Below are 25,003 nucleotides of genomic sequence, written 5' to 3'. Positions count from 1 at the left end.
CTCTTAACTGATTAATCCTACCGTGATCAAACGGAAGATAAATCGATTAGCAAAATATGCTTTAGCCATTAGCTTACTTTTGTTTTATATCGAATTAGTCAATCCAGGGCTTGAGTCTTTAAAGCCCTGGAAGTCAGATCAACACACTTTTTTATCATCACTTGAGCTCCCTCCTCCATCGCAACAAATAACAAGAGCTAGAAAAATTCATGAGCCTGAAGCTATAAAGGAAATCATTCTAAATCCGTCTATAGCTAGGAGTTATCACGCAAAAAGTGATAGTGCAATTAATGATATTGCCATTAATAATAGTGTCGTTAGTAATAACGCTGACAATACAGATAATGAAAATCAAATAACCCCAGCACAAGTGGTCAGTAAGTCTGCTTTTTCCACTGGAATGCCGCAAGAAACAATCAACAAATTAGACAATAGAAAATTAATTGAAGCAGAACATAACAATGTTCAAACTCAAAGCATCAAGACGCCCCACTCATCCAATCTTACACAACAAAATATGGCCGTAAGTACAGTAACCGCCCCTATTTATCTTTCGTCACAGCCATCGAGTTCGTTAGCTATTCATCCAGAAGAAACTAGTACTAAACACGCTATTTCTCAAGACTCTATTTCTAAACAGCCTATTCCAAAGCAGCCCATTTCTACACCTGAAGTGGCTAGCCCTAAAGTAAATGAATTAACTTGCTCAGGATTAATTAATCGAACCTACATTTCATCTGCTGCAAATGAAGAGCAATTTCTTGTCAGTCAATTTAACTATGGTAGTGAACGCTTAAGTGATGAAATGTTCATTTATCAAAACGATGGAGTTGTATATCTGCCCATGCAATTTTTAGCAGATATCCTGATGATGCCGTTACAAACAGAAATGTATCCACTCAGTTTGACCGGTTGGTATTTAACAACAGATAACCCTGTGGAAATTAACCAGGGGCTTATGCGCTTTACAGCCCAAAATAGCGATTGCGAACACAGCGCAACTCAAGTGTATTTTGATGATTGGGATTTATATCTAGATATTTCTGTGGTTAAGCAGATAACAGGATTAGAGATTAAATTTGATCACGCAAGACAAATGCTCGAAATAACTGAAAACACGCTAGTCCCTTTAAGCCAATTACTCGCTCGACAAAAACGCTATCAACAATTCAACGACCAGCAAAAAGCGAACACACCAACAAATCAACGCCACATTAACACCCAATACGCTAACTTGGGTGATTTAGCGCTGCATGCTGATTTAGGTGTATCCCAACGTAAACAAACAGACACACAAGAACCCAGATTTGATGGTTTCATCCAAGCTCGTACTCATCTTTTAGGTCACAGCGCCTACGCAGGGTATTCATGGTCAGACTATGGAGAAAGTCTGAATGCTTATATTGAAAAACAAATGGCTGATACTTGGGTTAACTATTATAGACTTGGCAGTATCGACTCCCATAACTTAGCACTTGTTTCCAGTTCAAACACTGGTGAGGGTGTCGTTATTAATGCTGGCGATGCTTTTACTGATGATATTCGATACCTCGTCATTGATGGCGAGTTAGAACCAGGTTGGGATGTAGAACTTTATCGAAATGGCGGTTTAATTGGCGTACAACGAATTACGGATAACGGCCAATACCGATTTGAACAAGTCCCCTATTATATTGGCTTAAACCAATATCAACTTCGTTTTTTCGGCCCCAATGGCGAAACCCGCACAGAATCTTTCAGTAAGTTACTAGACCCTTCGCAAATGAAAGCCAATAGCTTTGGAATGAATTTTGGGGCAATGCAGCGTGAACAAGATAATTTAAAGCAAGTTTATGCTAGTGCAAACTGGGCGGTTACAGATAATTTTACAGCTGGGCTTGCCATCATTGAGCAACAGATATCAAAAGATAAATGGCTTTTCAATCCGACTGTCACTCTAAATCTTTTGACAGATAATAGTGTATGGCAGCTTAACCTCACGGGTAATAAAACGGGTACAGCGGCCAACCTCATCGCCCAAGGCAGTAACGAGTTAATTGACTGGCAAACAGAATGGGCAAAATATAATGATTTTGAATCTTGGGATAATCAAGACAATCAGCTAAAACAACTCGCCAGCGTTAATTTAAGTGGTAACTTAGAGCACACAAACATGAGCTGGGCGCTCAGTGGCCGCTGGCAAGACCAAAACCTAGGTAGCGATAGTTTGTTTATTGCGGCTACGGTTGCAGGCCAATTGCAGCACCTATCATTAAGCAATGAATTGAGTTGGCAAAATATCGCTAGCAGTGAGGTGTGGGCAAACAGACTTGCGCTTTCAGGTCGGATTGATGATTGGTATTTACGAAGCTACGCAGATCTTGCTCTGATACCAGATACAGAATTAACTCAGCTCGTATCCAATGTCAGCACTTCATTTACCGACAGCAGTAACTATCAATTTGAAGTTCGCTATCAACCTATGGCTAGCGCAGAAGTCACTGTTAAGAATTCTTTATCTTACTTTTTAGATGCAAGCACCCTTAGGTTTTCTGTTGAAAATGACTCTGAAGGCGACTGGTTTGCACAATTCAAATGGAGTAGCTCCGCGCTGTTAATCGCAGCCGATAATACTTGGCTATTGGATCGAGTAAGCCATTTAAATACGGGGAGTGTTAAAATAATTGCCTTTCAGGATGATAATAATAATGGCCTATTCGATGACAATGAACTGGCCATGAGTGGACTGCAATTTTCCGGTCACACCAATGCTGATAGTGAAACCGATGATAATGGTCAACTTCTCATAACCCATATTCAAACATCAAGACCTCATAAACTTGTACTAAATGAACGTTCACTGCCCGATCCTTTTTTATTACCCCTTAACAGTACTTTAATAATTCAAGCCCATCCGGGCAATGTTGCGGAAGTGCTTTTCCCCGTGTTGTTTACAGCAGAGTTAGACGGCGAAGTGTTCTATGATGACGGTGTCGCTGCCAAAGGAATACCTATCACCCTTATCGATAAACAAGAGGCTAAATATCATGCGCGAGTAGAATATGACGGAGTCTTTATCTTTGAGCAATTGGTGCCAGGTGAATATCAAATAGAAATAAACAAACAACGACAATCGCAATCCATTACGCTCGCGCCAGGCGAATATGTGACCTTCCCCACACAAACACTCAAGCGAGAATCTAAATAACAACAATATACTGCGTATATATCCACCAACGACTACAATTAATCTATCGCACCGATTGGGAAAAGCTTGTGTCCTTATTTATCTTAACAACAGCTATAGCCCAAGCTCACTTTACCCTCGTGTCTCCAATTGCAATCGAGCAAACTCAAGCAATAAACCTAGGAATAATTAGCAATCAAATCAGCGTTAACTGTCAGCTCGATCAGTTTTCCCGCCAAGGTTCTGGTTGTATTAGCTCTGACAATCAATTAGGCCAGTTTGCTATTAGCGGTCACGAACAAGCATTGATTAATGTTGTGGTATACCCAAGTGATAATGCCAATATCGCCTTTACCCCAATTTTACCCAATGGCACCCAACAACAGTCATTTTCTTTATCAGATTCCACAACCGTAATTGAAGTTGGCGGAAAAGTAGATGTCATTGATGACAAACTGACAGGACTTCAACAAGTCAGTTACACAATTGAAGTTAATTACCAATAAGCAGCTTTACTTGCACTGAGTCGAATTTTAGAGTTCATGTAGCAATATCAACATAAAAAGATGATTTAAGGCTGTTTTATTAGTCAACAGCAACGATTTGCTGTATAAGCATCGCCTCTAGAATATTTTTCAATTTTTGTGGAATTTGGCTAACGACTTAATCCATATGATACCGCGCTAATTGATAGTTAACTTTTACTTTTTACCGATAGGCAGATACGAATATGTCAGACAAATTTTTCTTTAAAGGCCGTCAAACGCCAAAACCTGCCTACGGCGAAAGTGGCTACAACACTAAACGCCAAGCTAAAATTGGAACCGCTACCAACCCGCTGAAATTAACCGTGCAAAATGAAAGCCGTATGCATGAAGTTCAGCTCATAGTTGAGCAGCATAAGTTATTGGCTAATATCACAATTAACCCAGAAGTTGCCGAAGATATCCTGCAATTAGAAGGGATTTTAAATAAACCCAAAGCAGTCATTGCTGAAGCAAAAATAAACCGCAACGATCCATGCACTTGTGGTAGTGGCAAAAAATATAAGAAGTGTTGTGGTTAATCCCATCACTAAAGCGTTTTCCCGCTCAATATAAACCCTCCTGTGTAAAGGTGCCACTCAGCACCAGTCTCTCATAGAAGCAAACAATAAAAATCGAAGCTAAATAATATTTGGCTTCGATTTATTTTTGTTATGAAAACATCTTTAATTTGTGAAATATTATAAGCTTAATTCCGTTCTTATTTTGCTAAGTCATAGTGTGCTTGGTAAAGGGCAACACTTTTATCAGCAGGTTAGATATCTCAACCAAAGTGATACTAGGGGTCAAAGTGAACACAGTCATAGCAGTAAAGTCGCTAATAACAACAAACATAAAGTTTAGCGCATTAATAAGTGCAACAATCAGCACCCTAGTCAGCTTACCAACAATGAGTCAGCAATTTCTTTTAGTTGATGCCAATACTTCTCCTATGGCAAATATGGTGGTCTATCTTACCCCCATGACACCAAAACCTGCTGACGCCCTATTACCTGCTAGGCCCCCTGTTGAAGTACATCAACAAAACAAACAATTTAGCCCCTATATCACCGTTATCCAAAAAGGTTACCAGCTCAAGTTTGTTAATGACGATGATATTACCCACCATATTTATTCAGCTTCAGGGCCAAAGCGATTCTCGTTTAAACTACGTAAAGATAATGCCCAAAAAGATATGGTGTTCGATCAAGCAGGTCATATTTCGATGGGCTGTAATATACATGACTGGATGAGTGGTCACGTATTAGTGGTCGACACACCATTTTATGCTGTCACCAATAATCTAGGTCATGTCGAGTTTGACTCTGTCCCTGATAATGAATATCAGCTCAACATCTGGCATCCTCAATTACAAATTGAAGATAATAAATATAGCCAAACAGTTAGCACCCCATTACCTGAAGCCCTAACAATACAAATAAATGCCTCTATGGATGACATTCCTAGTCAACAAAGTTTAGATGACTTTGACTTTCTGGAAGGGTACTAATGCTAAAAATGCTTAAATCGTTCAACAGTATTCAAACTCGCATTTTTGCCTTTTTTATGGTGCTTTTAATCGCAGTGCAGGCAATCTCGTTTGCCATTACTTATTACACTAATAAGCGCCTAGAGCAGCACCAACTTGCAAACCAACTTTCTGTGGCAGAGTTAGTTTTTAAGTCTGAATACGACAATCGAAATTATTATTTATCTGCTTTTGCGGAAACTGCAGCGAAAGATTTTGGCCTTAAAGATGTCTTTATTGACGATGACAGCCGTAGCTTTCTCGTCGCATTAAACAATCATCGAAAACGCATCAATGCAGATCTTGCCATTGCCGTTGATATTGAAGGAAAAGTCATCGGTCAATTACTCACTACCCCAGATGGGCCAAATCAGGGAAAAGTAAAGGTTGGCCCTGAGCAAGACAAAGCATTCCGTATGTCATTGGCGACGGAATTTGAGACTATTAGCCCTTTATACCCTCTCGAGAACCATGTTTATCAGCTACGTTTCTCGCCATTAACCAGTGGAGCTTCAAACATCATAGGTTGGGTGGGATTTGGTTATGTCATCGGTGATGAGTTAACTCAGTCACTATCACAACAAACAGGTCTAAACACAGGATTCGTACTCACTGCTGAGCAGTACACTAATCAGTTAATCAGCCTATCAAGTTCAAGTTTTTCTAAAACAGACAACCAAGTCATATCCGATTTTATTAAGCAAAATCAACCCCATGATGATTATATTTTATGGCAATCTGATTTAGGTGAAGTCAGCCTAAAAGACAATGATGAACGCCAACTACATGCTTTCATGTTTTTAAGTCGCAGTGATGCACTAGAATCAGCGCAAAAACATTGGTTTCAACAAGTTTTACTTATTCTACTGATGTTACCAATTTCTTTATTTGTTGCATTTGTTATCGCTAGAGGCGTAACTAAACCCCTTACGCTACTCATTAAACAAGCAAGGTTCATTGCCAAGGGGAATTATAATTCTAAAGTCGAGGTTGGTAGCAGCGCGGAGATGCACGAGCTAGCAGAAGAAATTACCGCGATGCAACAGGCCATATTAAGTCGAGAAAACAAAATTACTTTTCAGGCCTATCATGACCCTCTTACAAGTCTTGGCAACAAAAACGAGCTTATACGAGTCACTTCAAATTGGTTTGAAGATAAGTCGCCTATCGCTATCTGTTTAATCAACATTCGCAGAATGACAGAAATAAACGGTACTTTAGGTCATATCGTTGGCGATGTTGTCATCAAAGAAATTGGACGACGTTTAGCAAGCTTTGATGAAATTGATTTAGTGTGTCGTTTAAGTGGAGATGAATTTGTACTGGCTATCGAACATACAGAACAAAAAACACTGACAGCATTAATTAAAAAAATCCAGCGAAGCGTTGAAACTGAGTTTTGCTATCAAGATATCTCTTTGCACTTACAAACCACCATAGGGATCAGCTTTGTTTATTACCCTAGCGATCTTGAAACCTTATTACGCCAAGCTGATACCGCGCTTCAACATGCCAAGAAAAATCGTTTACACCTACAAATCTACCACCAGCAAATAGATGTTAATACCTTAGACAGGCTTCAGTTAGTTAATGATTTAAAACCTGCTATCGAACAAGATGAGCTAGTGCTGTTCTACCAACCTAAACTCGACTTAACACTGAATAAAGTCACTCATGTTGAAGCATTAGTTCGCTGGCAACACCCTGTCAGAGGCATGATCCCCCCAGATAGCTTTATTTCCATCGCAGAACAAATGGGTCAAATGAATGCCTTAACACAGTGGGTGATTAATGAAGCATTGGATCAATACCTTCGTTGGCAACAGCAAGGCATTGAGCTTGCTATCGCAGTGAATATTTCACCTGAAAATTTAAAAGATAATCAGTTCTGTGATTACGTATTACAGACCATAAAAGATAAACGCGTGCCGATTGAGGCGCTCACACTGGAAATCACCGAAGATGCGGTTGTTGCCGATCCTGAGCATGCCATCAAACAATTAACAGAGCTTAAGCAACACGGTCTAAAACTGTCTATTGATGATTATGGCACGGGTTATTCTTCATTAGCGCAACTTAAACAGTTACCTGTTGATGAACTCAAAATTGATAAGTCATTTGTGCAAAACCTTATGATTAATGAAGACGATCAAATCATTGTTAACTCAACACTACAGCTTGCCCATAATTTAGGGCTAAAAGTCGTGGCAGAAGGGATTGAAGATGAGGGTTCACTAAAATGGTTAACGCAGCGTGGCTGTGAAATGGGACAGGGTTTTTATCTTTCAAAACCAGTCGATGCTACTCGGTTGACTCAGTGGTTAACTCAGTCTAGTTACAGCTAACTAGGCAAGTCCGTAATAATTTAAAATAATAAGGTTCACGGATGAAAAAATGGATTTTGATATTATGTTTAAGCAGCTATGGCGCTATAGCTGCAGATCATCATATATCTGGCATCATTGATGTAAGAGCCAGTTACACTGACGGAACTCAATCTTATGTCGACGGTGGCTTAGGAAAGTTTCGATTTGATGATGGTAGCCAACTATCACTTTCCCAAGTTGGCCTTACCTATAAAGTAGATTGGGAAAATGCTCTCTCAGCACATGTTACCGCTAATGGTTATGTCGATGGTAACCGAAATAGTGTTGGGATTACTGAAGCTTTTATAAATTATCGAAGTTTACCTTGGGAAAATGGTTTAAGAATAAAAACCAGATTAGGCCTAATGTACCCAGACATTTCATTAGAAAATATCGCTACAGCTTGGTCATCGCCTTATACCTTAAGTTATTCAGCCATCAACAGCTGGTTAGGTGAGGAGTTTCGTCACCTTGGCGCTGAAGTCACCCTTGAGCGTTTAGGGAAATTTCATTCATCTAAACATGATTTAGCTTTATCTGCATCAGTGTTTCAACACAATGACACTGCAGGAGCCATGCTTGCCTGGCATGGCTGGACTGTCAGTTCCCGTCAAACTTTGCTGCATGAGTCATTGCCATTAAGCAATATGCCTAGCCTTGAAGGAGGCAGCTTAGATGAACAAGCCAAAGAGTCAGATCCCTTTATTGAGCTAGATAATCGCTTTGGTTATCACATACATGGCCAATGGAAAATGAAAGGGAATGGCGAGGTATCACTAGGTTATTATGATAATAATGCCAATACTCGTATCGTAAAAGATGGCCAATACGCTTGGCTAACTCAGTTCTCACATGCGGGTCTTAAATGGCGTTTACCTTATAACATTGAGTTAATTAGCCAATTAATGCTCGGCAGTACATTAATGCAGTCGCCTGACGGTATTGATGTCGTCAACAATGATTATCAAGCCGCATTTATTCTAATAAGCAAACGCTGGGATAAACATCGTGTTAGTGTTCGAGCTGAAGATTTTGAAGTATCGGACAATGATGCCACCCTTGACGATAACAACAATGAACAAGGCAATGCCCTTACTTTGTCTTATCAATATCGCTTGCAAAAAAGCTGGTTTATCCAAGCAGAATACAATCGAATTGACTCTACTCGCGATGCAAAAGTTGAACAAGGTTTACCACAAGAGCTACTTGAACAACAATGGCAACTAGCCACTCGTTGGTATTTTTAATGAGCCGCTTGTTTTCCTAATCTAGTCGGCCTATTTTTGCTTAAATCATGACTGAGGCTTTGACACTGCGCTGAATGTTAAATTCATCTACTGCTGAGGTTTAACTGGTTAAATTAAAATCTGAAGAACGGTTATCCAAAATCAAAAAAGCATCAACTTGACTGATAATACATCGACATTTCAGTTATCTAAGTATTTCTTCGCGGCAAATATCCGTCCAAAATTTTAACATTCGTCATAAAGTGCAATTTTTATCACAGTTCTTTTGTATTTTGTTTCAAATTAGGTAAAGTGTCTGCCAGCTTATTGTTAATAATAATTATAATAAAGGGTGAAATATGAGTGATAATTCACACTCAGGCAACGACCTAAGTGAAGTTAAACAGCTGGGAATGTGGGCATCGATCGCCAGTCTCAGTTATATTTTTTGGATCGTCGGCGGCATGGAGCTGGTTGAACGTATCGCTTACTATGGCGTAAAAGCCAGTGCAGGCCTTTATGCGAAAGCGCCAACTTCTGAAGGTGGTCTAGGTATTAGCCTTAGCGATTATGGTGTCATCATCGCTATTTGGGCATTTATGCAAACCTTTATTCCCGTGTTTACTGGCGGTATTTCAGATCGTGTAGGCTACAAAGAAACGATTTTTGCCTCAACGATTATCAAAATCGCTGGCTACTTAGTGATGGCCCTATTCCCAAGTTTTTATGGCTTCTTGTTCGGTGCCATCTTGTTGGCTGCGGGTACCGGGATCTTTAAACCCGGCATACAAGGAACCTTAGTCCTCTCAACCGGAAGACAAAATACTTCAATGGCTTGGGGGATATTCTACCAAGTGGTTAATATTGGTGGTTTCCTTGGTCCATTAGTCGCTGTTCACATGCGTCAGCTTTCGTGGGACAACGTGTTTTACGCTTGTGCGGCAATCATTTCATTTAACTTCCTATTTTTACTGGCCTATAAAGAGCCAGGTAAAGAAGAACGTTTAGAACGTAATCGTAAAATTAAATCTGGCGAAATTAAGCAAGAAGCTTTGTGGCGCGATGCATTAAACGAGCTTAAAAAGCCTGTGGTTATTTACTACATGTTGGTGTTTGCAGGCTTCTGGTTCTTATTTAACGCCCTATTCGATGTCTTGCCGATTCACATTGCCGAATGGGTTGATACCAGCGTGATTGTGACCTCGCTATTTGGTCCTGAAGGCACGTCCAATGGCTTTTTCCAGTTTTGGTTAGGACTTGATAATACGGGTACTAAGGTGATGCCAGAAGGCATGCTTAACCTTAATGCTGGCATGATCATGACGACTTGTTTCTTGGTGGCGGCACTTACTGCTAAATACCGTATTACTACTGCAATGCTCGGTGGCTGCTTGTTAAGTATCCTTGCCTTTGTGTTTATTGGTGCAACTAATGCCGCATGGATGATAGTTCTGGCAATTGCGATGTTCTCGTTTGGCGAAATGATGATAAGCCCAAAGAAAAACGAGTTTATGGGGAATATTGCTCCTGAAGGTAAAAAAGCCATGTATCTAGGCTTTGTGATGTTACCTCAGGGGATAGGCTGGACACTAGAAGGTTACTTTGGTCCTAAGCTATATGAAATGTATGCGTCGAAAGAAGTGTTCTCATTGCAACTCCTTGCTGAACGTGGCATGAATGCGACTAAGATTGATGCAATCCCACAAGGTGAAGCTTTTACCACTCTAGTCACCTTTACTGGAGAGCCAGCACAAGAGTTAACGACCTTACTTTATAACAGCCATAACATCGGTATGGCGTGGTATATCATTGCAGCTATTGGTACGATTTCTGCGGTTGGTATTTTCCTTTATGGAAAATGGCTGTATCGATTACAGCAGAGTTAATACAAGCCAATTTAATGCTTGTTAATAAAAAGCTGACAGTGATGTCAACTTTTTTTTTGCCTTAAACCTAATGAAATAAAACCAAAGGATTTAATTTAAACTACTACGCTGCCTTTAAAATTGCGCTTGAGTCAACGTCTGTATTAACTGCTGTACCAACTTGCTTTAGCTCACCAATAGGCAAAATAACGCGACCATATTCAGCGTTCAGTACCTGGGCCATAGCGAAGTAAATTGCACTGGCACCACAGAAAATGCCTTCAAAGCCCGCAATAGTACCTATCAGTTCAGAGCCAGTGAAATCACGTGCAGCCAATAAGAAGAACAATACTGTTAGCGAACCAAATACTACTTGTTTAGCACGAGGGTAGCGCAATGAACCAACGAACATAAACGCAGTGAATACGCCCCATAATCCTAAGTACCAGCCCATAAAGCTTGCAGGACTTGCTTGTGAAATACCCATTTCAGGCATAACTAACAAACCCACTAAGGTTAACCAAAATAAGCCATATGACGTAAATGCAGTGGTTCCAAAAGTGTCACCACGCTTGAAACACATCATGCCAACGATCACTTGGCCAATACCGCCATAAAAAATACCCATGGCAAGGATCATCGCATCGATAGGGAAAAAACCTGCATTATGGATATTAAGTAAAATCGTTGTCATACCAAATCCCATTAAACCTAATGGTGCTGGGTTGGCCAGAGGCGTTGAATGAACTGATGATGTTGAGTGGGCTAATGGTGTCGACATGGAATATTCCTGCTGGAAATGACAATTAAGTCAGTCACGGCGAAAACAAAACGCCAACCCTCCCTCGTTAAACTGCCCATTTGAGTCAGTTACAAAGCAACGCTGTAGAAAGCCTACGCCGTTTAGATTAACGATGGTTAATCTTTACGGCGCTGATTTTAATCGAGGCCCATTGTGACAAGCAAATCAATGACTTTTAAACGATGAATAACCTATAGAACCAAGGTAAACAAATAGAAATTTATACACATTAAATTCAATAACTTGCATATTAACGTGCGCAAACAACCAAGCAACTGATGCCAATACTTGCTTGTTATCACTAAATTAAATAAATCGTGACACCTGTTACAGATATATGTACTTAACTAGTTTAGACCCCCCTAAATAAGTGAAGCCATGAGTGACGATTCTTGTACTTAATCACAAAAATGAACATCAGAAATGAAAAGTTACTGATTACATTTCCTGCCATTTATTAATGCAATAAATCCATGGTGGTTTGATAGTAATCATCAATAAAGGTTTAATTTATGTAAATAAAAAAGGAGCCTTACGGCTCCTTTTTACATTTCACTGCCTCTTCCAGGAATAACAGGAAATGCTAACGCTTACAAAACGCGATTGATTAATGACTAGTGCCTGAGTGCATGACATCTACACCATAAGTCTTACCTTCAGCGTGACAGGTTGAACAAGATTCAACAGGTAAATCAACAACTGAACCTGGTTCGTCTTGAACGTATGCGCCATTACTCTTGAAGTGAGCTAAAGCAGAAGCGCTAACGTGACAACTACGACAAGCTTCAGAGATTGGAGAGATAAAGCCTGCGTCAGTTTCAACAGAGCGCTTACCAGATGTCAATCCACCGTCAGCAGCAAATAATGTGCTATCGTCTTTATGACATGAATTACAGTTATTTAAAGGCGCTGAGTAACCATTTAGTTCGCCATCGGCATCACGGTAAATTGCAGGTGTGCCATCAAAATAACCAGCATGGAAGCGGTGAGATACGGTTACAAGATCACGGTTAGCAAAAGATAACCCTTCAACTGTGCCCCATATAGCATTACCGTCAGCATCAACTTCATCCGTCTTATAAACTGCAGTTGGATGATAGCTTGGAGAGCCACCTAAGTTCTCACTATGACAATAAGCACATTGGGTAAACTCAGTTACACCGTGAGTACTTTTCACATGAGTCAGGTTACCATGACAAGCATTACACTTAGCTTCGCTAATTGATGTGCGATCAGCATCTGCAAGGCGCATTTCAACCGCAGCGTCACCATCTGTTAAGTTAAAGTACTTAGTTTCAGCTTGGTTAGCGACACCGGTTTCTTCAATGTTGCCATCGTCATCGGTTGTACACGTAACAATTTCGCCATCAGCGCCACATAACTGTACTTCAGCAGTCGCGTAAATTGGCCCTACTAATAAGTCAGTAGCAAATTCAGCCTCGTTGACTACAATGCCATCAGCGCTCATTACGCCGCCAACAAAGTCCATCTTAAAGCCACCATCAGCGCCATAACCATGGGTAAGTGCACCAGTATCGGCATTAAGAGTACCAATTAACAGACCACGTCCACTGTTAGTCATGTAGTCAGCCATTGCAGCGTATGTTGTTGCGTCCAGTAGCTCGCCATTCATGCTCACTTCAGAGGTAACAACTAATGTGCTCATGCCATCAACTTCAGAATCTTCAACAACTGCAGATTGGATATCAATGATGAATTTATCAGATAACACAGCTCTATCACCGACACCATGAGCTTCCAGTGGGCTTAAGCTACCCGCACCATGACAACCAGAACAAGCCGCATCACTTTCAGGCACAATACCTAAGTGACCATCACCTGTTTCAAAGTCAACATCTGTATGACAAGACACACACGCTTCAGCGTAGACATTATCATTCCACTGAGTACCACTGTCATGACATGTAGTACATTCATTCAGCTCAGCAGGGAAACCAATTTCACCAAACATTTCTTCAGCTTCACCTTCAAGATCAAGATGATGACCAGCATGAAGTGTATGGATCATTGCATTCCAGTTAGCATTCCAACCCACTGTTGGGTCATCTTCGCCACCAGCATAAGCAGGGTTATGACACGCAACACAATTCTCTACTTTTTGGTAGTTATGATGAGCATCAATATTACCTATACGTGCGTCAGCATCATCATAACCGTCTAATTGGCCATGACACTTAATACATGCAGCATTAGATACAGAATCTTTTTCTGAAATCGCAATCTCACCAGTTGCAGGAATGAAGTCAATTGGAGTAGAAAGTAATTTGTCTGAAATAGCAGTACCTGAACTATCTACAACATTGTAGGTACGAACCATGACGCGATGAAGGCTATTTGCATCACCGTTTTCAAGTACTATCGGTGCATTGCCATCATGCTCCCAAGTACCGGTGTATGTACCAGGATTGGCTTCATCTTCAACTAAAGTACAGGCATCAACCTCTGTCCCCCAAGAATCAGCAGTACCGGTAAGCGTACAATACATGCTATAGCTAAAGTCATTCGCTAAACCATTGCTTTCCCATAAAATGGGTGCACCGGTATCGGTATCATTAGCCGCTTGATTCATCACATAAAACGCTACTTGATCTAATCCGGTAAAAGGTAATTCTTCACCTTTCGCATTTTTACCTGTTGCGGTAAATTTAACTGCAAAATCTTCACTGCCTACAACCACGATATCTTCTGGTGAAACTGTCAGCACAAAATCAGTAGCTGCATCAACTGTATCAACGACATTACCAATGGATGTACCTGGTTCGCCATCTTGCCCAGGAGCACCATCTTGTCCATCTTGCCCATCTTCGCCATCACTACAGCCTGTTAGCCCAACGGCTGTCATCAATGCCGCTGCAAGTATCGACTTTTTATAATTTTTCATCATCGTATCCCATTTTTTAAGGTATTTGACTCTGCGTTCGCAGTCGTTCAAATATAAAAGATACCTCTTTAGATGTATTAATATTGTGCTACATTTGTGATTGAAATTTGAAGATTCTTGACACAGAATTTTACAATTCGAGGTTGGTAATTTTCAAATGTGAAATTTACATAACTATATGGTTTTATTAAATTGATTGAGATCAATTTATCTTTTTTCACATTTAAAATTGAAATAAAAAAAGCGAAGGCAATATGCCTTCGCTCTAATTTATCAACTCGTAAATACGACTATGGTTTAGCTAAAAAATAGTGTTTTAATAGAGAAAATTAAAGAAACCTTAATATCAATAAAACGTGATAGAAAATTATAAGCTAATTATCTGCTTCAAAGATTCCACAATAATCGCTCTGCTTTTCTCACAATACCGACGATACGGCGTTGAGCGTTCAATAAGGTTATATTCAGGTACTAAACACTTTCCTACAAGTTTTTGCCTTTCATAAGCAGGCAGTTTTTCTACTCTAATTTCTTCAATTTTTGCCAATATCTGTGATTCTGCGGTAGACATAAAACTAAAGCTTCTCATAGTGAGTAAATGACAAAACCACTCTGAAATCGAGGTCGCTCTACTGATACTTGGGGGTTCAATTCCAGATTGACGACAGTAAATCTGAAAAGGGTCTAATTTATCATTAAAACCTTTGCCTTCAAGTATCAAGAAAGGATGATTGGCTATGTCTTCCAAACTTATATGCCCACTTTCCCAAATGGGGTGGTTACGACGGGCAACTATCGAAGTTGACTCTGATACACCGATGATTTCTGATTCTAACTCTGTCGCGCAAGCTGCGCCGAAATTAATGCCAAGATCAATATCCCCTTGGTGAATTTTTTCTTCTGAGTTTTCATTCCACAGATGTACCCTAACCTTACCTAATACATCCATAACTTCTTCACGGCCTAATGACATAGCAAGTGACGTCATGATAATTGGCGTCACTGCAATATTAAGCACATTAGATGAATTAGTTTTATTACCTGCACAAGCTATTCTTTCTATATTTGAGGCAGATTCACAAAATTCACAAATCGGGAGATATAAATGCTCAGCAAGTGCGGTCGGTTTTAAGCCTTGTTGGCGACGATAAAACAATTCGTCGTCAAAGGTCAGTCTCAAAGACGTTAAGCAGCGGCTTATTTTGGGCGCCGATACACTGAGTTCTTTGGCGGCAAGATTAGCAAAGCCAGTTTCATAGATAATTTTAAACACTAATAAACTGAATACATCCAATTCACTGATCTTTTTTAAGGCTTTTATATCCATGCCAATACCTAAAAATGATTAATTCAATAGAAGGTAGCATGAAAATTTACACAGTAATTTGATCTAACTCTGCATTCTTCAGTTTCAATTAAGCTTAAGTTAACAGCTTTATTTCATTTAAACCTCTTTTTTATTTAAATGACGATACTCTCCAGACTTTAATGTCGAGTCTAAAATAATATCACCAATAGACTCCCTATGAAGGCCTACTACAGGATTGCGAAAGCGACCAAACATACGTTTTATTTGATGATATTTACCTTCCTGTAAAGTCACTCTTGCCTGAAAATCATTAACAGGCTCTAGTCTTGCGGGCTTAGTCGTTATATCTTCATAACCAAAGTACATACCTTCAGCAAAAGCACTGACATAAGTATCATCAATCGGGTTAGCTAATGTCACTAGGTATTGTTTGTCTACTTTGGTCTCAGGCGCCATTAAAGCTTGCGACCATTGACTGTCATTAGTGATTAATAGCAGCCCAGTTGAATTTAAGTCTAATCGCCCCGCAATATGAAGTAGTTCAGGCTCTATGCCATAAAGTAAAGATAACGCCGTAGGGTGAATATCATCTTTAGTGGCACTGACCACCCCTATGGGTTTATTCAACATATAATACTGGCGTTTATTACGCTGCAACCAATTGCCATCAAAGCAAATTTGGCTGAACTCATTAATCTGCTGATCCACGGACTTACAAATCTGCCCATCAAGCTCAACTCTATTTGCAAGCAATAGCTGGCGAACCGCTTTTTTAGAGATCTGCAGTTTCTGTGCAATGAACTGGTCTAATCGGCTTCTTTTACTGCGCATTAATAATTTATTCTCATTTAACTAGTTAAAAGAATTAACTTATTCATAATCATTTTAAGGCATCGTTTGAGTTACCAAACTAGATCGAATACTCTGTTTGTGAGCAAAACAATAAGGAGTAACATGTCTTTGCAACCAGCTTATCCGATTTTACAGCCAGAAATGACCATCGTAGAACTTAAACAGGCCATTGCTGAGTTTGATACCTGGTTAGAACAGCAAATCAGCAGTTGTTCTATCGCTGAAATTCTGCAGCATCGAGCGCAGTTTTTCGACATATTACTTAATCATCTCTGGCAAGCATTTCAGTTTGAAACAGACACTATTTCCCTTAATGCCGTTGGCGGCTATGGCCGTAAAACCCTTCACCCCTTTTCCGATATTGATATTTGTATTATTCACGATGCAGATTTGTCCGCAACCGATGCTAGCACCTTAAGTGATTTTTTAACCCAATTATGGGACTTAGGCTTAGATTTAGGTCACGCAGTTAGACGCTTAGATGATACTTACCTTGCATGTACCGAAGACGTCACCATTGCTACAACATTGCTAGAAATAAGACATATCTGTGGCCACGAAAACCATCAACATCAGGTGATTAGTAAGCTTTATGGTGAAACAGTTTGGTCAAGCGAGGCTTTTTTTATTGCCAAATATGATGAACAAAAGGTTCGTCATAATAAGGCCCAAGGCACTGCCTTTAATATTGAACCCAATTTAAAAAATAGCCCCGGTGGCATGCGAGACATCCAAACCATCACTTGGATAGCCAGAAAGCATTTCTCCATTGATGATTTAAAAGATTTACGCCGACTTAAATTCCTTACTGACGATGAATATGCCGAATTAATGGAGTGTCAGAACTTCATTTGGCGAGTGCGCTTTGCCCTTCATCAAGCATCTAATCGTTCAGAAAACCGTTTATTGCTTCAACATCAAGCTGAGGTTGCACGCCTGCAAGGTTTTGGTGATAGCGGAAATATCGCCATTGAAAAAATGATGCGTCAATTGTTCAGAGCAATGAAACGTATCCGTGAATTAAACCTAATGCTAATGGCTTATTTCGAGCGTGAAATTGTACCGCAGAAAAAACCAGACATTATCGAAATTAATGAGAATTTCCAAATATATAACGGCCAAATTCACGCTGAAAATCAAGATGTTTTTATTGACCGCTCACAAATTATGTCGATGTTTAATTACATTGCAATTCACCATGAAAAAGTCACTGGTATCACACCGGAAACACTACGTTTATTAAGACAAGTACGTCGTCGATTAATGGGTGACTTACAAGATTACCAAGTCTGCAGAGAACTATTGGTTAGCCTGTTTAAACACCCACACGGCATGGGTTTGGCCATCACCTTGATGCACCAACATGGTATCTTAGCCTCATATTTACCTCAGTGGCGTGAAGTTGTCGGTCAAATGCAATTTGATTTATTTCATGCCTATACAGTCGATGAGCATACCCATAAATTGCTCAAAAACCTTTATAAGCTCACTCAAGATAATGTCTCAGCGGATCAAAAATTGGCGGCTGATATTTTTGAGCGTTTTCAGGCTAAAGAATCGATTCTGTTTGCCGCATTGTTTCATGACCTCGCTAAAGGTCGCGGAGGAGATCACAGCGAACTAGGTGCAGTCGATGCCAAATTGTTTGCCAAGTTCCATGGCCTGAAAACATCGCAACAACAATTAATCAGCTGGTTAGTTGAGCAGCACTTATTAATGTCGATTACCTCTCAGCGGATGGATATTCACGACCCTGAAGTGGTTAAAACCTTCGCTAAATCCGTTGGCAGTATTACCAAGCTTGATGCACTCTACTGTTTGACTGTGGCAGATATCCAAGCCACCAATGATGATTTGTGGAATGATTGGAAAGCGAGTTTACTGACTGACTTATACTTTGCGACGCGTAAAGCGCTACGTAATGGTCTTGAAAATGTACTACAGCTCAGAACCGTTGTCAGAGAGCACAAACAAGAAGCCCTAGGTTTAATAGATCCCAATGACGCTCAACTCGTCGCCATTAATAAGTTATGGAAACGTTTGCCATTGTCCTTTTTCAGTAATGCTATTCCCACTGAAATTGCCAAGTATACCCTTGGGATTCTAGCTCACGAGTTGGAGCACGAGCACCAGTTAACGACACAAGATGAAGCTAGCGAACCTCCTTCACTCATTTTACTCGACGACAGTAGTGTAAAAGGCTGTAGTGATGTGTTTGTGTACACTAAGGATAGACCTGGATTATTTATTTCTTTGTTCAACACCTTATCGACTCTAAAAATTTCCGTTAACCAAGCACAAATCTCAAAAACGAAAGATGGTTATGTTGTAGAAGCCTTTAAAGTGCTCGACTTTGATGGCAAGCCTATTTTTAGTGCCCAAAGACGTAAGCAGGTCACTAAAAAGTTACGCCAAATTTTAGATGACAATATGTCACCACCTAAAAATCGCCCTTCAAGGCACACTAAAAACTTTGACAATAAACCGACTATTGAGTTTATCCACTCCAAAAAGGCCGATCGGACTCTAGTGCATATTTTAGCGTTGGAAACCCATGAGTTTATGGGACAAATTGCCAGTGCATTTAGAACCCTGGACCTTAATATCCACTCTGCAGCTATCAGTACCGTAGGTGAACGTGCAGATAATGTTTTTGCTTTATCCAACCAACATGGCTCACAATTAACCGAGCTTGAACAAATTGAGTTGCAGGAAAAATTAGTCAAATCGATCACTTCGACATTATAATTGCTTCATTAAAGTTGATAATGAGCGCGATATGTCTGCTAGCAATACAAGCCCTTCATCAAAAACCGATAACTTAACTGATATCGGTTTTAGTTTTTCTAAAGAATATATTCTAGATAAGTCTCACTTTGCTGAAACATTTGACCAGTCAGTTGTTATTAGTCACAGCCCAAAACGATATGTAAAAGCTGCAGTATTTATAGTGGCAGGTTTTTTAATGACTCAAACTGATGTCACTCCTTACCTTGCATACTTCTTTATCGGCCTAGGAGCTGTTGAAGGGCTTCAAGTAAGGTTTAATCGTGCTTGGTGGTTAATGAGACAACTTATCAGTAAGTCTGCCAATAACCCTGTGACAATTACAATTAATGAGCAAGGCATTCATTCTAAGTCAGCTTATATTGATCATTTACTTAAGTGGACCGAAATATATCGTGGTCAAGAAACTGAGCAAGGTTTCTTATTAACCACTGAAAAACTTAAACATTATGTATCAAAGCGCTGTTTAAATGAGGCTGCAATAGAATTTATTAAATTAAAAGTGAACTAATTTTCTTCGTACAAGACTAATAAACTGCTCAGTTTGTAGGCAAATATAAAAGTCACTGACTGAGCAAGTTTAAATCCAAGTAATATTAATAATAAGTTCTCTTAAAGGACGCGCTATGAAACATTCATTATTGTTAACCACTTTATACGCTGTAGTACTCTCAGCGGCTTTATTCACCACCTTGGCTCATGCAAATGGAATTGAAGCACCGAAAGATACCCTAATTTCTTTGACTGACTCTTGCAGTAAAATCGCAGCAGAAGAACAGATTGACCCCATTGAGAAGCAACAATTTGTATCTGATTGCGTCAATGCTCAATTAATCGAAATGGGATATCAACGACAGCACTCGCTAGCGAAAACAGAATTAACCAAAGACAACCTATAACCTTTAAAAACATTAATTTAGCCAAAAACAATACACCCAACAACACTCATAACATTCAAGAACCATAAGTATCAGTTTGTATCAAATTAATTAAAGCAATTTTTCCAACCTCGATTTAGTGATAAAGTCGCAGTTATTAGCTGTTTTAATGTTGATATAAATAGGTTGCTGGTCTTTGATGTATCGAATTTTTGTCGTCTTTTTAGTGTTATTTTTACTCATTACACCTGTAATGGCAGACGAGCCTTGCCAAGAGAATGGCGATTGCGTTGTCGTCGGAGAATGGGATATCAGTATCGCTTTCGGCTACGGCAACAAAACCAACCCCATTACTGACTATGACGATATCCCTCTTTATGTAATCCCATCAATAGCTTATTACGGTGAAAGCTGGTTTTTTGATAATTTCAATTTTGGTTACACTTTAACCGAACAAGAGAGTTTTACGATAAATCTAGCGACAAGTTACAGCGACGAGCGTGCTTTTTTCTATCGCTGGGATCCATCTAATATTTTCTTGCCACAATCGGCAAATGTTGACGCTCACACTGACCTACCTACTATTGGGGGGTTCGGAATACAAGACGTTAGCCAACCTATTGTTTTAAATGAACTTGAAAGTAGAAACTTCACCGTATATGGTGGTGCAGAGCTTTTCTGGTATGGCAAGTTTGGTGTTCTAAAACTTGCCGCTGCCCATGACTTATTAAACGTCCACAATGGACAAGAAGTGAATGTTAGTTGGAACTATTCGCTCGCGATCAGTGATTGGCGCTTTGATTTCACCTTAAAATCAGAGTGGAAAAGTTCAGAAGTTATTGATTATTACTATGGTGTTCGAGCCAGTGAAAATGCATACTGGAGCGAAGAATATCAACCAGATTCAGGTTGGAGTAGTGCAGTAGAACTCACGACGCGTTACAGCCTTTCGGCACGTTGGGACCTATTAATTGCTGCACGTTACACTCAATTAGCTGATGAAATTATCGACAGCCCAATTATTAATGAAGATTATTCTAGCTCCTATTTCGTTGGAGCTGCATATAGGTTCTAAACTTGTTCCTTAAAGAACATAGGGTCTATCACCTTTTCGGTATATTAATACTGATTTTTAGTGCTTTCTTTGCCAAAGCTGATACGCTTATCGGGCAAGCACAGCTTTCGGCTACCCCTCGTTTATGTCTTATTGATGCAGGTGGCAACATATGTGAAATTGACATTGAGCTAAATTGGCAGGTCGAAACTGAGGAGTTGGTTTGTATTACATCAAATTACCAACCTTTGACTCGGTGGTGTAGTGATTCAACTGATGAACACTCATTGCAAATATCAGTAAAAACAAATAAAGACATTCATTTTGTCTTAATAAATAAAAATAATAATAATGAATTGGCGGACGTAATCCTAAAAATCACCACAACGTCTGAACGTAAAGTTCGCAGACGTTACCGTAACCCTTGGAGTTTATTTTAATGGCTACCCCCCCATCAACTCATAGAGTTTTGTTGGTCGAAGATGACATTCGTCTTGCCAACTTAATTGTGGACTACCTTAAGTCACACGATATGCACGTTGAAGTCGAACGACGTGGCGATACCGTTTTAACACGATTAATTAGTTACAAGCCTGACATCATCTTACTTGATATCATGCTACCTGGACTTGATGGATTAAGCCTGTGTGAAAAATTACCTGACTATTTTGCAGGTCCAATTTTATTAATGAGCGCTTTAGGTTCTCCTGAAGATCAAATCAAAGGCTTAGAGTTAGGTGCTGATGATTACGTAGTTAAGCCAGTAGATCCTAGCTTATTAGTCGCTCGTATCAATAATTTACTACGTCGTCAGGCTCAACCTTCAAAACCTGAGTCTCACTGCTTAAGCTTTGGTAAATTAAGCATCGATCCACACACTCAAGCAATTCGCTTAGGTAATACAGAGGTCGACCTTACAAGCCACGAGTTTGAATTATTGTGGTTATTAGCATCACAAGCTGGACAAGTGTTAAGCCGCCAATATATATATCAATACCTGCTTAACATCGATTTTGATGGTAAAGATAGAAAAATTGATGTGCGTATTTCTCGCTTACGTAAAAAATTAGGCGATAGCATCGAAACACCATTCAGAATTAAAACTGTTTGGGGACAAGGTTACTTATTCGCGCCGGAAGCGTGGAATAATTAATCGGGTTATAGAAGACTTTGAAAAGACTCTTCATCAGCCTATACCTATTACTAAGCTTAAGCTTTTTAGGTATAGGCTGGACATTAGATAGCCTCTGGCAACAACAAGTCGAAGATAACGATAATATTGACTCACCTTTGATTGCTTTTGCATTACTCCTTGCACAGCAACCTAAAGCAGATCGCCAAGATCACTTAAAGCTCATCAATAAACAATACCCCTACCCATTACAATTATTCGAACAGAATGAAATTGCCTTAAGCGGTGATGTGGTATTTTCAAACAATCAAATCATTACTACCACTGCCGATAAAAGCCATGAACTACAATTCATAGCTGTAGGCGATCAAGTACTAATGGCAGGCCCTGTTGATATCGATCCTCGCGGTCAGTTACGAAGCATATTCACCATAGGCTTTTATTTGTCATTAGCCTTTGTTGCATTGATTTGGGTTTGGCCACTATCAAAAGATTTAAAAACCTTAAAGAAAGCCACCCAAAATTTTGGCGAAGCAAAATGGAATACTCGAATAGAGCTTAACGCCAGTTCACAGGTCGCTCCGCTGGCTAATACCTTTAATGATATGGCGCAGCATATTAGTGATTTAATTGAGAACCAAAAACATTTATCTAATGCGGTTTCCCATGAAATAAGAACCCCCTTGGCCAGATTAAAATTTGCTCTCGCCTTGTTACCCCAGTACTGTCAGCCTAAAAGTGACGACCAACGGACACAAGAATTTCTTGATGAGATGCAACTCGATATCAAAGAAATGGAAACCTTACTGCAAGAGCTGCTTACCTATGCAAGCCTTGAAGTTCAGCAAGAACCTACCCTAGAAAAATGCGATCTGATTAGCATGACAAAAGAGCTCACTTCCCGTTTAATGCCACTCAGTGATAAACCTATTAATTTCCATTACTCTCAAGACGAAATGATCATCATGGCTGAGCCGTCATTAGTCGAACGTGCGATTCAGAACCTTGTTACTAATGCTCAACGTTATACTCAAACCAGTATTGAATTATATTTAAGTTTTGATGAGAGATTAGTTTTTTTATCGGTAGTCAATGACGGCGAAGAAATACCTCAAGAAGATCAACAGAAACTTTTTGAACCTTTTTATCGCAGTAAATCCCAACATAAAGGCAATAAAGGCCATGGTTTAGGTTTAGCCATTATCAAGCGGATTATGCATCGTCATAAAGGCAGAGTGAGTCTGGTTAGTGATGAAAATAATACTTCATTCACCTTAATTTGGCCTCGGGAACATTTGTTTGTAAAAGCAAAGCTAGACTTAGAATCGAATTAAACATTCGGGAAAAGTTAAATGAAAAATAGCTGACATGGTGAATTGATATTTAATCTAAAGAAAAATCCCCTAAATCGAGTTTCTCTTCTTTTTCTGATCCTTGTTCAAAATCCAATTGCGGATTAACTTCAGCCTGTTGTTCTTTAATTGCAATTTGATGAGCTTTATATTTTGCATATTGCCTACGACGCTTACGCTGTAAGCAAAGGCGGATGATATTATGCTTTTGTGCATCACTAAAGTGCAGCCAATTAAATCGCTCATCTCTATTTCGAAGACAACCCGCACAATATCCACGCGCATCAGTTTGACACACGCCTATACACGGACTGGGTACTTCGAGAAAACTGAGCTGTTCCATATCCCCACTATTTATTGGTTATTTATTATTCTAACTTAGCATTAAATTGTCAAAAAGGCATATTCATCTTTACTGATTTATCAAATAAATCAGTATGTAAGATCTGTTAAGATTGATTTAGCCGACAAAATTACATTAAGCTATTTAAACTACCCGCAGCTATACCCTTAAATTTATAATCAATTTGCTGCTTTAAAACGTTGCAGAACATCAGCCATCTATTGCCACAGTGAATATTTTTGATGAACTCAGCCACACACGGAGATTGCCATGCTAATAAGATTACTCATGTTGTTTATGGTCATAGTTTGCTTAAACGCTTGTAAGAGTACTAACAGTAATTCTGACTACGATACCAAATATGATTTCAGCCAACTTGAAAGCTTTCATTTTATTGATACTCCAGATCAAGGCGATCAACTCAGTGCAGAACGTATTCGCGCTAACATTAGAACCACACTCACAACTAAAGGATTTGTTGAACAACAAGAACAAAGTGATTTCTTAGTTAGCTATGCATTTTTAACTAAGGATAAACCAAAAAGTTCCGGGCTTTCTATCGGTCTAGGCACAGGGACTAGTGGTAGTCATGGTGGTGTCGGAGTCGGTACAAGTATGGGAATTCCAATCGGCAGCGATAGCGCTAAAATTCAAGTGATCCAGGTTGATATTATTGATGCTAAAGAAAATCGGTTAATTTGGCGTGGTACAGACGAGTTTGATTTTGAATCGGGAGGCGATGAAAAAGTTGCCCAAACAAGTAAAACAATCAGTAATATATTGGCACAATTCCCACCTGTACCTAAAGCGAAATAGCTTGAGCTACTATACTGACGGTCGTTGATATAAATGACGCTGAAATAAAAAGTCCGCTTAGTGCGGACTTTTTTGTATCTTAAACCCATGACTTAAGACTT

At 39.5% G+C, this 25,003-nt stretch carries 20 protein-coding genes; 15 read left to right on the top strand and 5 right to left on the bottom strand.

The genetic code is table 11. From position 1 onward, the window contains the following. Nucleotides 1-22 precede the first annotated feature (22 nt). The 7 genes from QPX86_RS05960 (at nt 23) to QPX86_RS05930 (ending at nt 10,696) form a co-directional block, all read left to right on the top strand. On the top strand, nt 23-3,187 hold the full coding sequence (locus QPX86_RS05960) for a carboxypeptidase regulatory-like domain-containing protein (RefSeq protein WP_285164633.1): 3,165 nt from the start codon (nt 23-25) through the stop codon (nt 3,185-3,187). Nucleotides 3,188-3,255: 68 nt separating this feature from the next. Continuing rightward, the gene (locus QPX86_RS05955) at nt 3,256-3,672 is read left to right on the top strand and encodes a hypothetical protein (RefSeq protein WP_220751560.1); all 417 of its coding nucleotides are present in this window, start codon (nt 3,256-3,258) and stop codon (nt 3,670-3,672) included. A 224-nt stretch (nt 3,673-3,896) separates the two neighbouring features. Beyond that, nucleotides 3,897-4,232 (top strand): PBPRA1643 family SWIM/SEC-C metal-binding motif protein, encoded by a 336-nt coding sequence (locus QPX86_RS05950; protein ID WP_220751559.1) that lies wholly within the window; start codon nt 3,897-3,899, stop codon nt 4,230-4,232. A 269-nt stretch (nt 4,233-4,501) separates the two neighbouring features. Further along, the gene (locus QPX86_RS05945; protein WP_259651185.1) at nt 4,502-5,200 is read left to right on the top strand and encodes a cupredoxin domain-containing protein; all 699 of its coding nucleotides are present in this window, start codon (nt 4,502-4,504) and stop codon (nt 5,198-5,200) included. Next, nucleotides 5,200-7,563, top strand: coding sequence for a putative bifunctional diguanylate cyclase/phosphodiesterase (locus QPX86_RS05940; protein ID WP_259651184.1), 2,364 nt, complete (start codon nt 5,200-5,202; stop codon nt 7,561-7,563). The genes QPX86_RS05945 and QPX86_RS05940 overlap by 1 nt, the downstream gene beginning before the upstream one ends. A 41-nt stretch (nt 7,564-7,604) precedes the next feature. Next, a complete protein-coding gene (locus QPX86_RS05935) occupies nt 7,605-8,831 on the top strand; it encodes a hypothetical protein (RefSeq protein WP_285164632.1) in 1,227 nt (408 codons plus the stop codon). A 338-nt stretch (nt 8,832-9,169) separates the two neighbouring features. Continuing rightward, nucleotides 9,170-10,696: an MFS transporter gene (locus QPX86_RS05930; RefSeq protein ID WP_285164631.1), complete on the top strand. Its 1,527-nt coding sequence runs from the start codon at nt 9,170-9,172 to the stop codon at nt 10,694-10,696. A gap of 103 nt (nt 10,697-10,799) precedes the next feature. Here QPX86_RS05930 and QPX86_RS05925 read toward each other — a convergent pair whose 3' ends face one another. The 4 genes from QPX86_RS05925 to QPX86_RS05910 form a co-directional block, all read right to left on the bottom strand. Beyond that, nucleotides 10,800-11,456 (bottom strand): acetate uptake transporter, encoded by a 657-nt coding sequence (locus tag QPX86_RS05925; protein WP_285164630.1) that lies wholly within the window; start codon nt 11,454-11,456, stop codon nt 10,800-10,802. Nucleotides 11,457-12,084: 628 nt separating this feature from the next. Next, nucleotides 12,085-14,379, bottom strand: a complete 2,295-nt coding sequence (locus QPX86_RS05920; protein WP_285164629.1) for an OmcA/MtrC family decaheme c-type cytochrome — start codon at nt 14,377-14,379, stop codon at nt 12,085-12,087. A 367-nt stretch (nt 14,380-14,746) separates the two neighbouring features. Further along, complete coding sequence (locus QPX86_RS05915; RefSeq protein WP_220751549.1) at nt 14,747-15,706, bottom strand: LysR family transcriptional regulator; 960 nt, start codon at nt 15,704-15,706, stop codon at nt 14,747-14,749. Between the two features lie 117 nt (nt 15,707-15,823). Continuing rightward, a complete protein-coding gene (locus QPX86_RS05910; RefSeq protein WP_285164628.1) occupies nt 15,824-16,519 on the bottom strand; it encodes a 16S rRNA pseudouridine(516) synthase in 696 nt (231 codons plus the stop codon). 123 nt (nt 16,520-16,642) lie between these two features. Between QPX86_RS05910 and glnD the strand changes: the two genes are divergently transcribed. From glnD to QPX86_RS05875, 7 genes are all read left to right on the top strand, one after another. Then, the gene (glnD, locus tag QPX86_RS05905; protein WP_285164627.1) at nt 16,643-19,288 is read left to right on the top strand and encodes a [protein-PII] uridylyltransferase; all 2,646 of its coding nucleotides are present in this window, start codon (nt 16,643-16,645) and stop codon (nt 19,286-19,288) included. A gap of 31 nt (nt 19,289-19,319) precedes the next feature. Beyond that, on the top strand, nt 19,320-19,838 hold the full coding sequence (locus QPX86_RS05900; RefSeq protein ID WP_285164626.1) for a YcxB family protein: 519 nt from the start codon (nt 19,320-19,322) through the stop codon (nt 19,836-19,838). Nucleotides 19,839-19,953: 115 nt separating this feature from the next. Beyond that, the gene (locus QPX86_RS05895; RefSeq protein WP_285164625.1) at nt 19,954-20,226 is read left to right on the top strand and encodes a hypothetical protein; all 273 of its coding nucleotides are present in this window, start codon (nt 19,954-19,956) and stop codon (nt 20,224-20,226) included. Nucleotides 20,227-20,404: 178 nt separating this feature from the next. After that, entirely contained in the window at nt 20,405-21,280 is an 876-nt protein-coding gene (locus tag QPX86_RS05890) for a MipA/OmpV family protein (RefSeq protein ID WP_285164624.1), read from the top strand. Nucleotides 21,281-21,282: 2 nt separating this feature from the next. Then, entirely contained in the window at nt 21,283-21,699 is a 417-nt protein-coding gene (locus tag QPX86_RS05885) for a DUF3019 domain-containing protein (protein WP_220751537.1), read from the top strand. Then, on the top strand, nt 21,699-22,412 hold the full coding sequence (locus tag QPX86_RS05880; protein ID WP_055024304.1) for a winged helix-turn-helix domain-containing protein: 714 nt from the start codon (nt 21,699-21,701) through the stop codon (nt 22,410-22,412). Before QPX86_RS05885 ends, QPX86_RS05880 begins: the two co-directional genes overlap by 1 nt. 17 nt (nt 22,413-22,429) lie before the next feature. After that, a complete protein-coding gene (locus tag QPX86_RS05875; protein ID WP_220751534.1) occupies nt 22,430-23,725 on the top strand; it encodes an ATP-binding protein in 1,296 nt (431 codons plus the stop codon). Nucleotides 23,726-23,774: 49 nt separating this feature from the next. Here the strand turns inward: QPX86_RS05875 and QPX86_RS05870 are convergent, their stop codons facing one another. Next, nucleotides 23,775-24,086, bottom strand: a complete 312-nt coding sequence (locus QPX86_RS05870) for a DUF1289 domain-containing protein (RefSeq protein WP_220751533.1) — start codon at nt 24,084-24,086, stop codon at nt 23,775-23,777. Nucleotides 24,087-24,356: 270 nt separating this feature from the next. Between QPX86_RS05870 and QPX86_RS05865 the strand changes: the two genes are divergently transcribed. Then, entirely contained in the window at nt 24,357-24,902 is a 546-nt protein-coding gene (locus tag QPX86_RS05865; RefSeq protein ID WP_285164623.1) for a DUF4136 domain-containing protein, read from the top strand. The last annotated feature ends 101 nt before the right edge of the window (nt 24,903-25,003 follow it).

The sequence above is a fragment of the Shewanella goraebulensis genome, from assembly GCF_030252245.1.
Classification (GTDB): domain Bacteria; phylum Pseudomonadota; class Gammaproteobacteria; order Enterobacterales; family Shewanellaceae; genus Shewanella; species Shewanella goraebulensis.
Note: the sequence above shows the minus strand (reverse complement) of the source record. Positions and strands in the feature narration are given on the sequence as shown.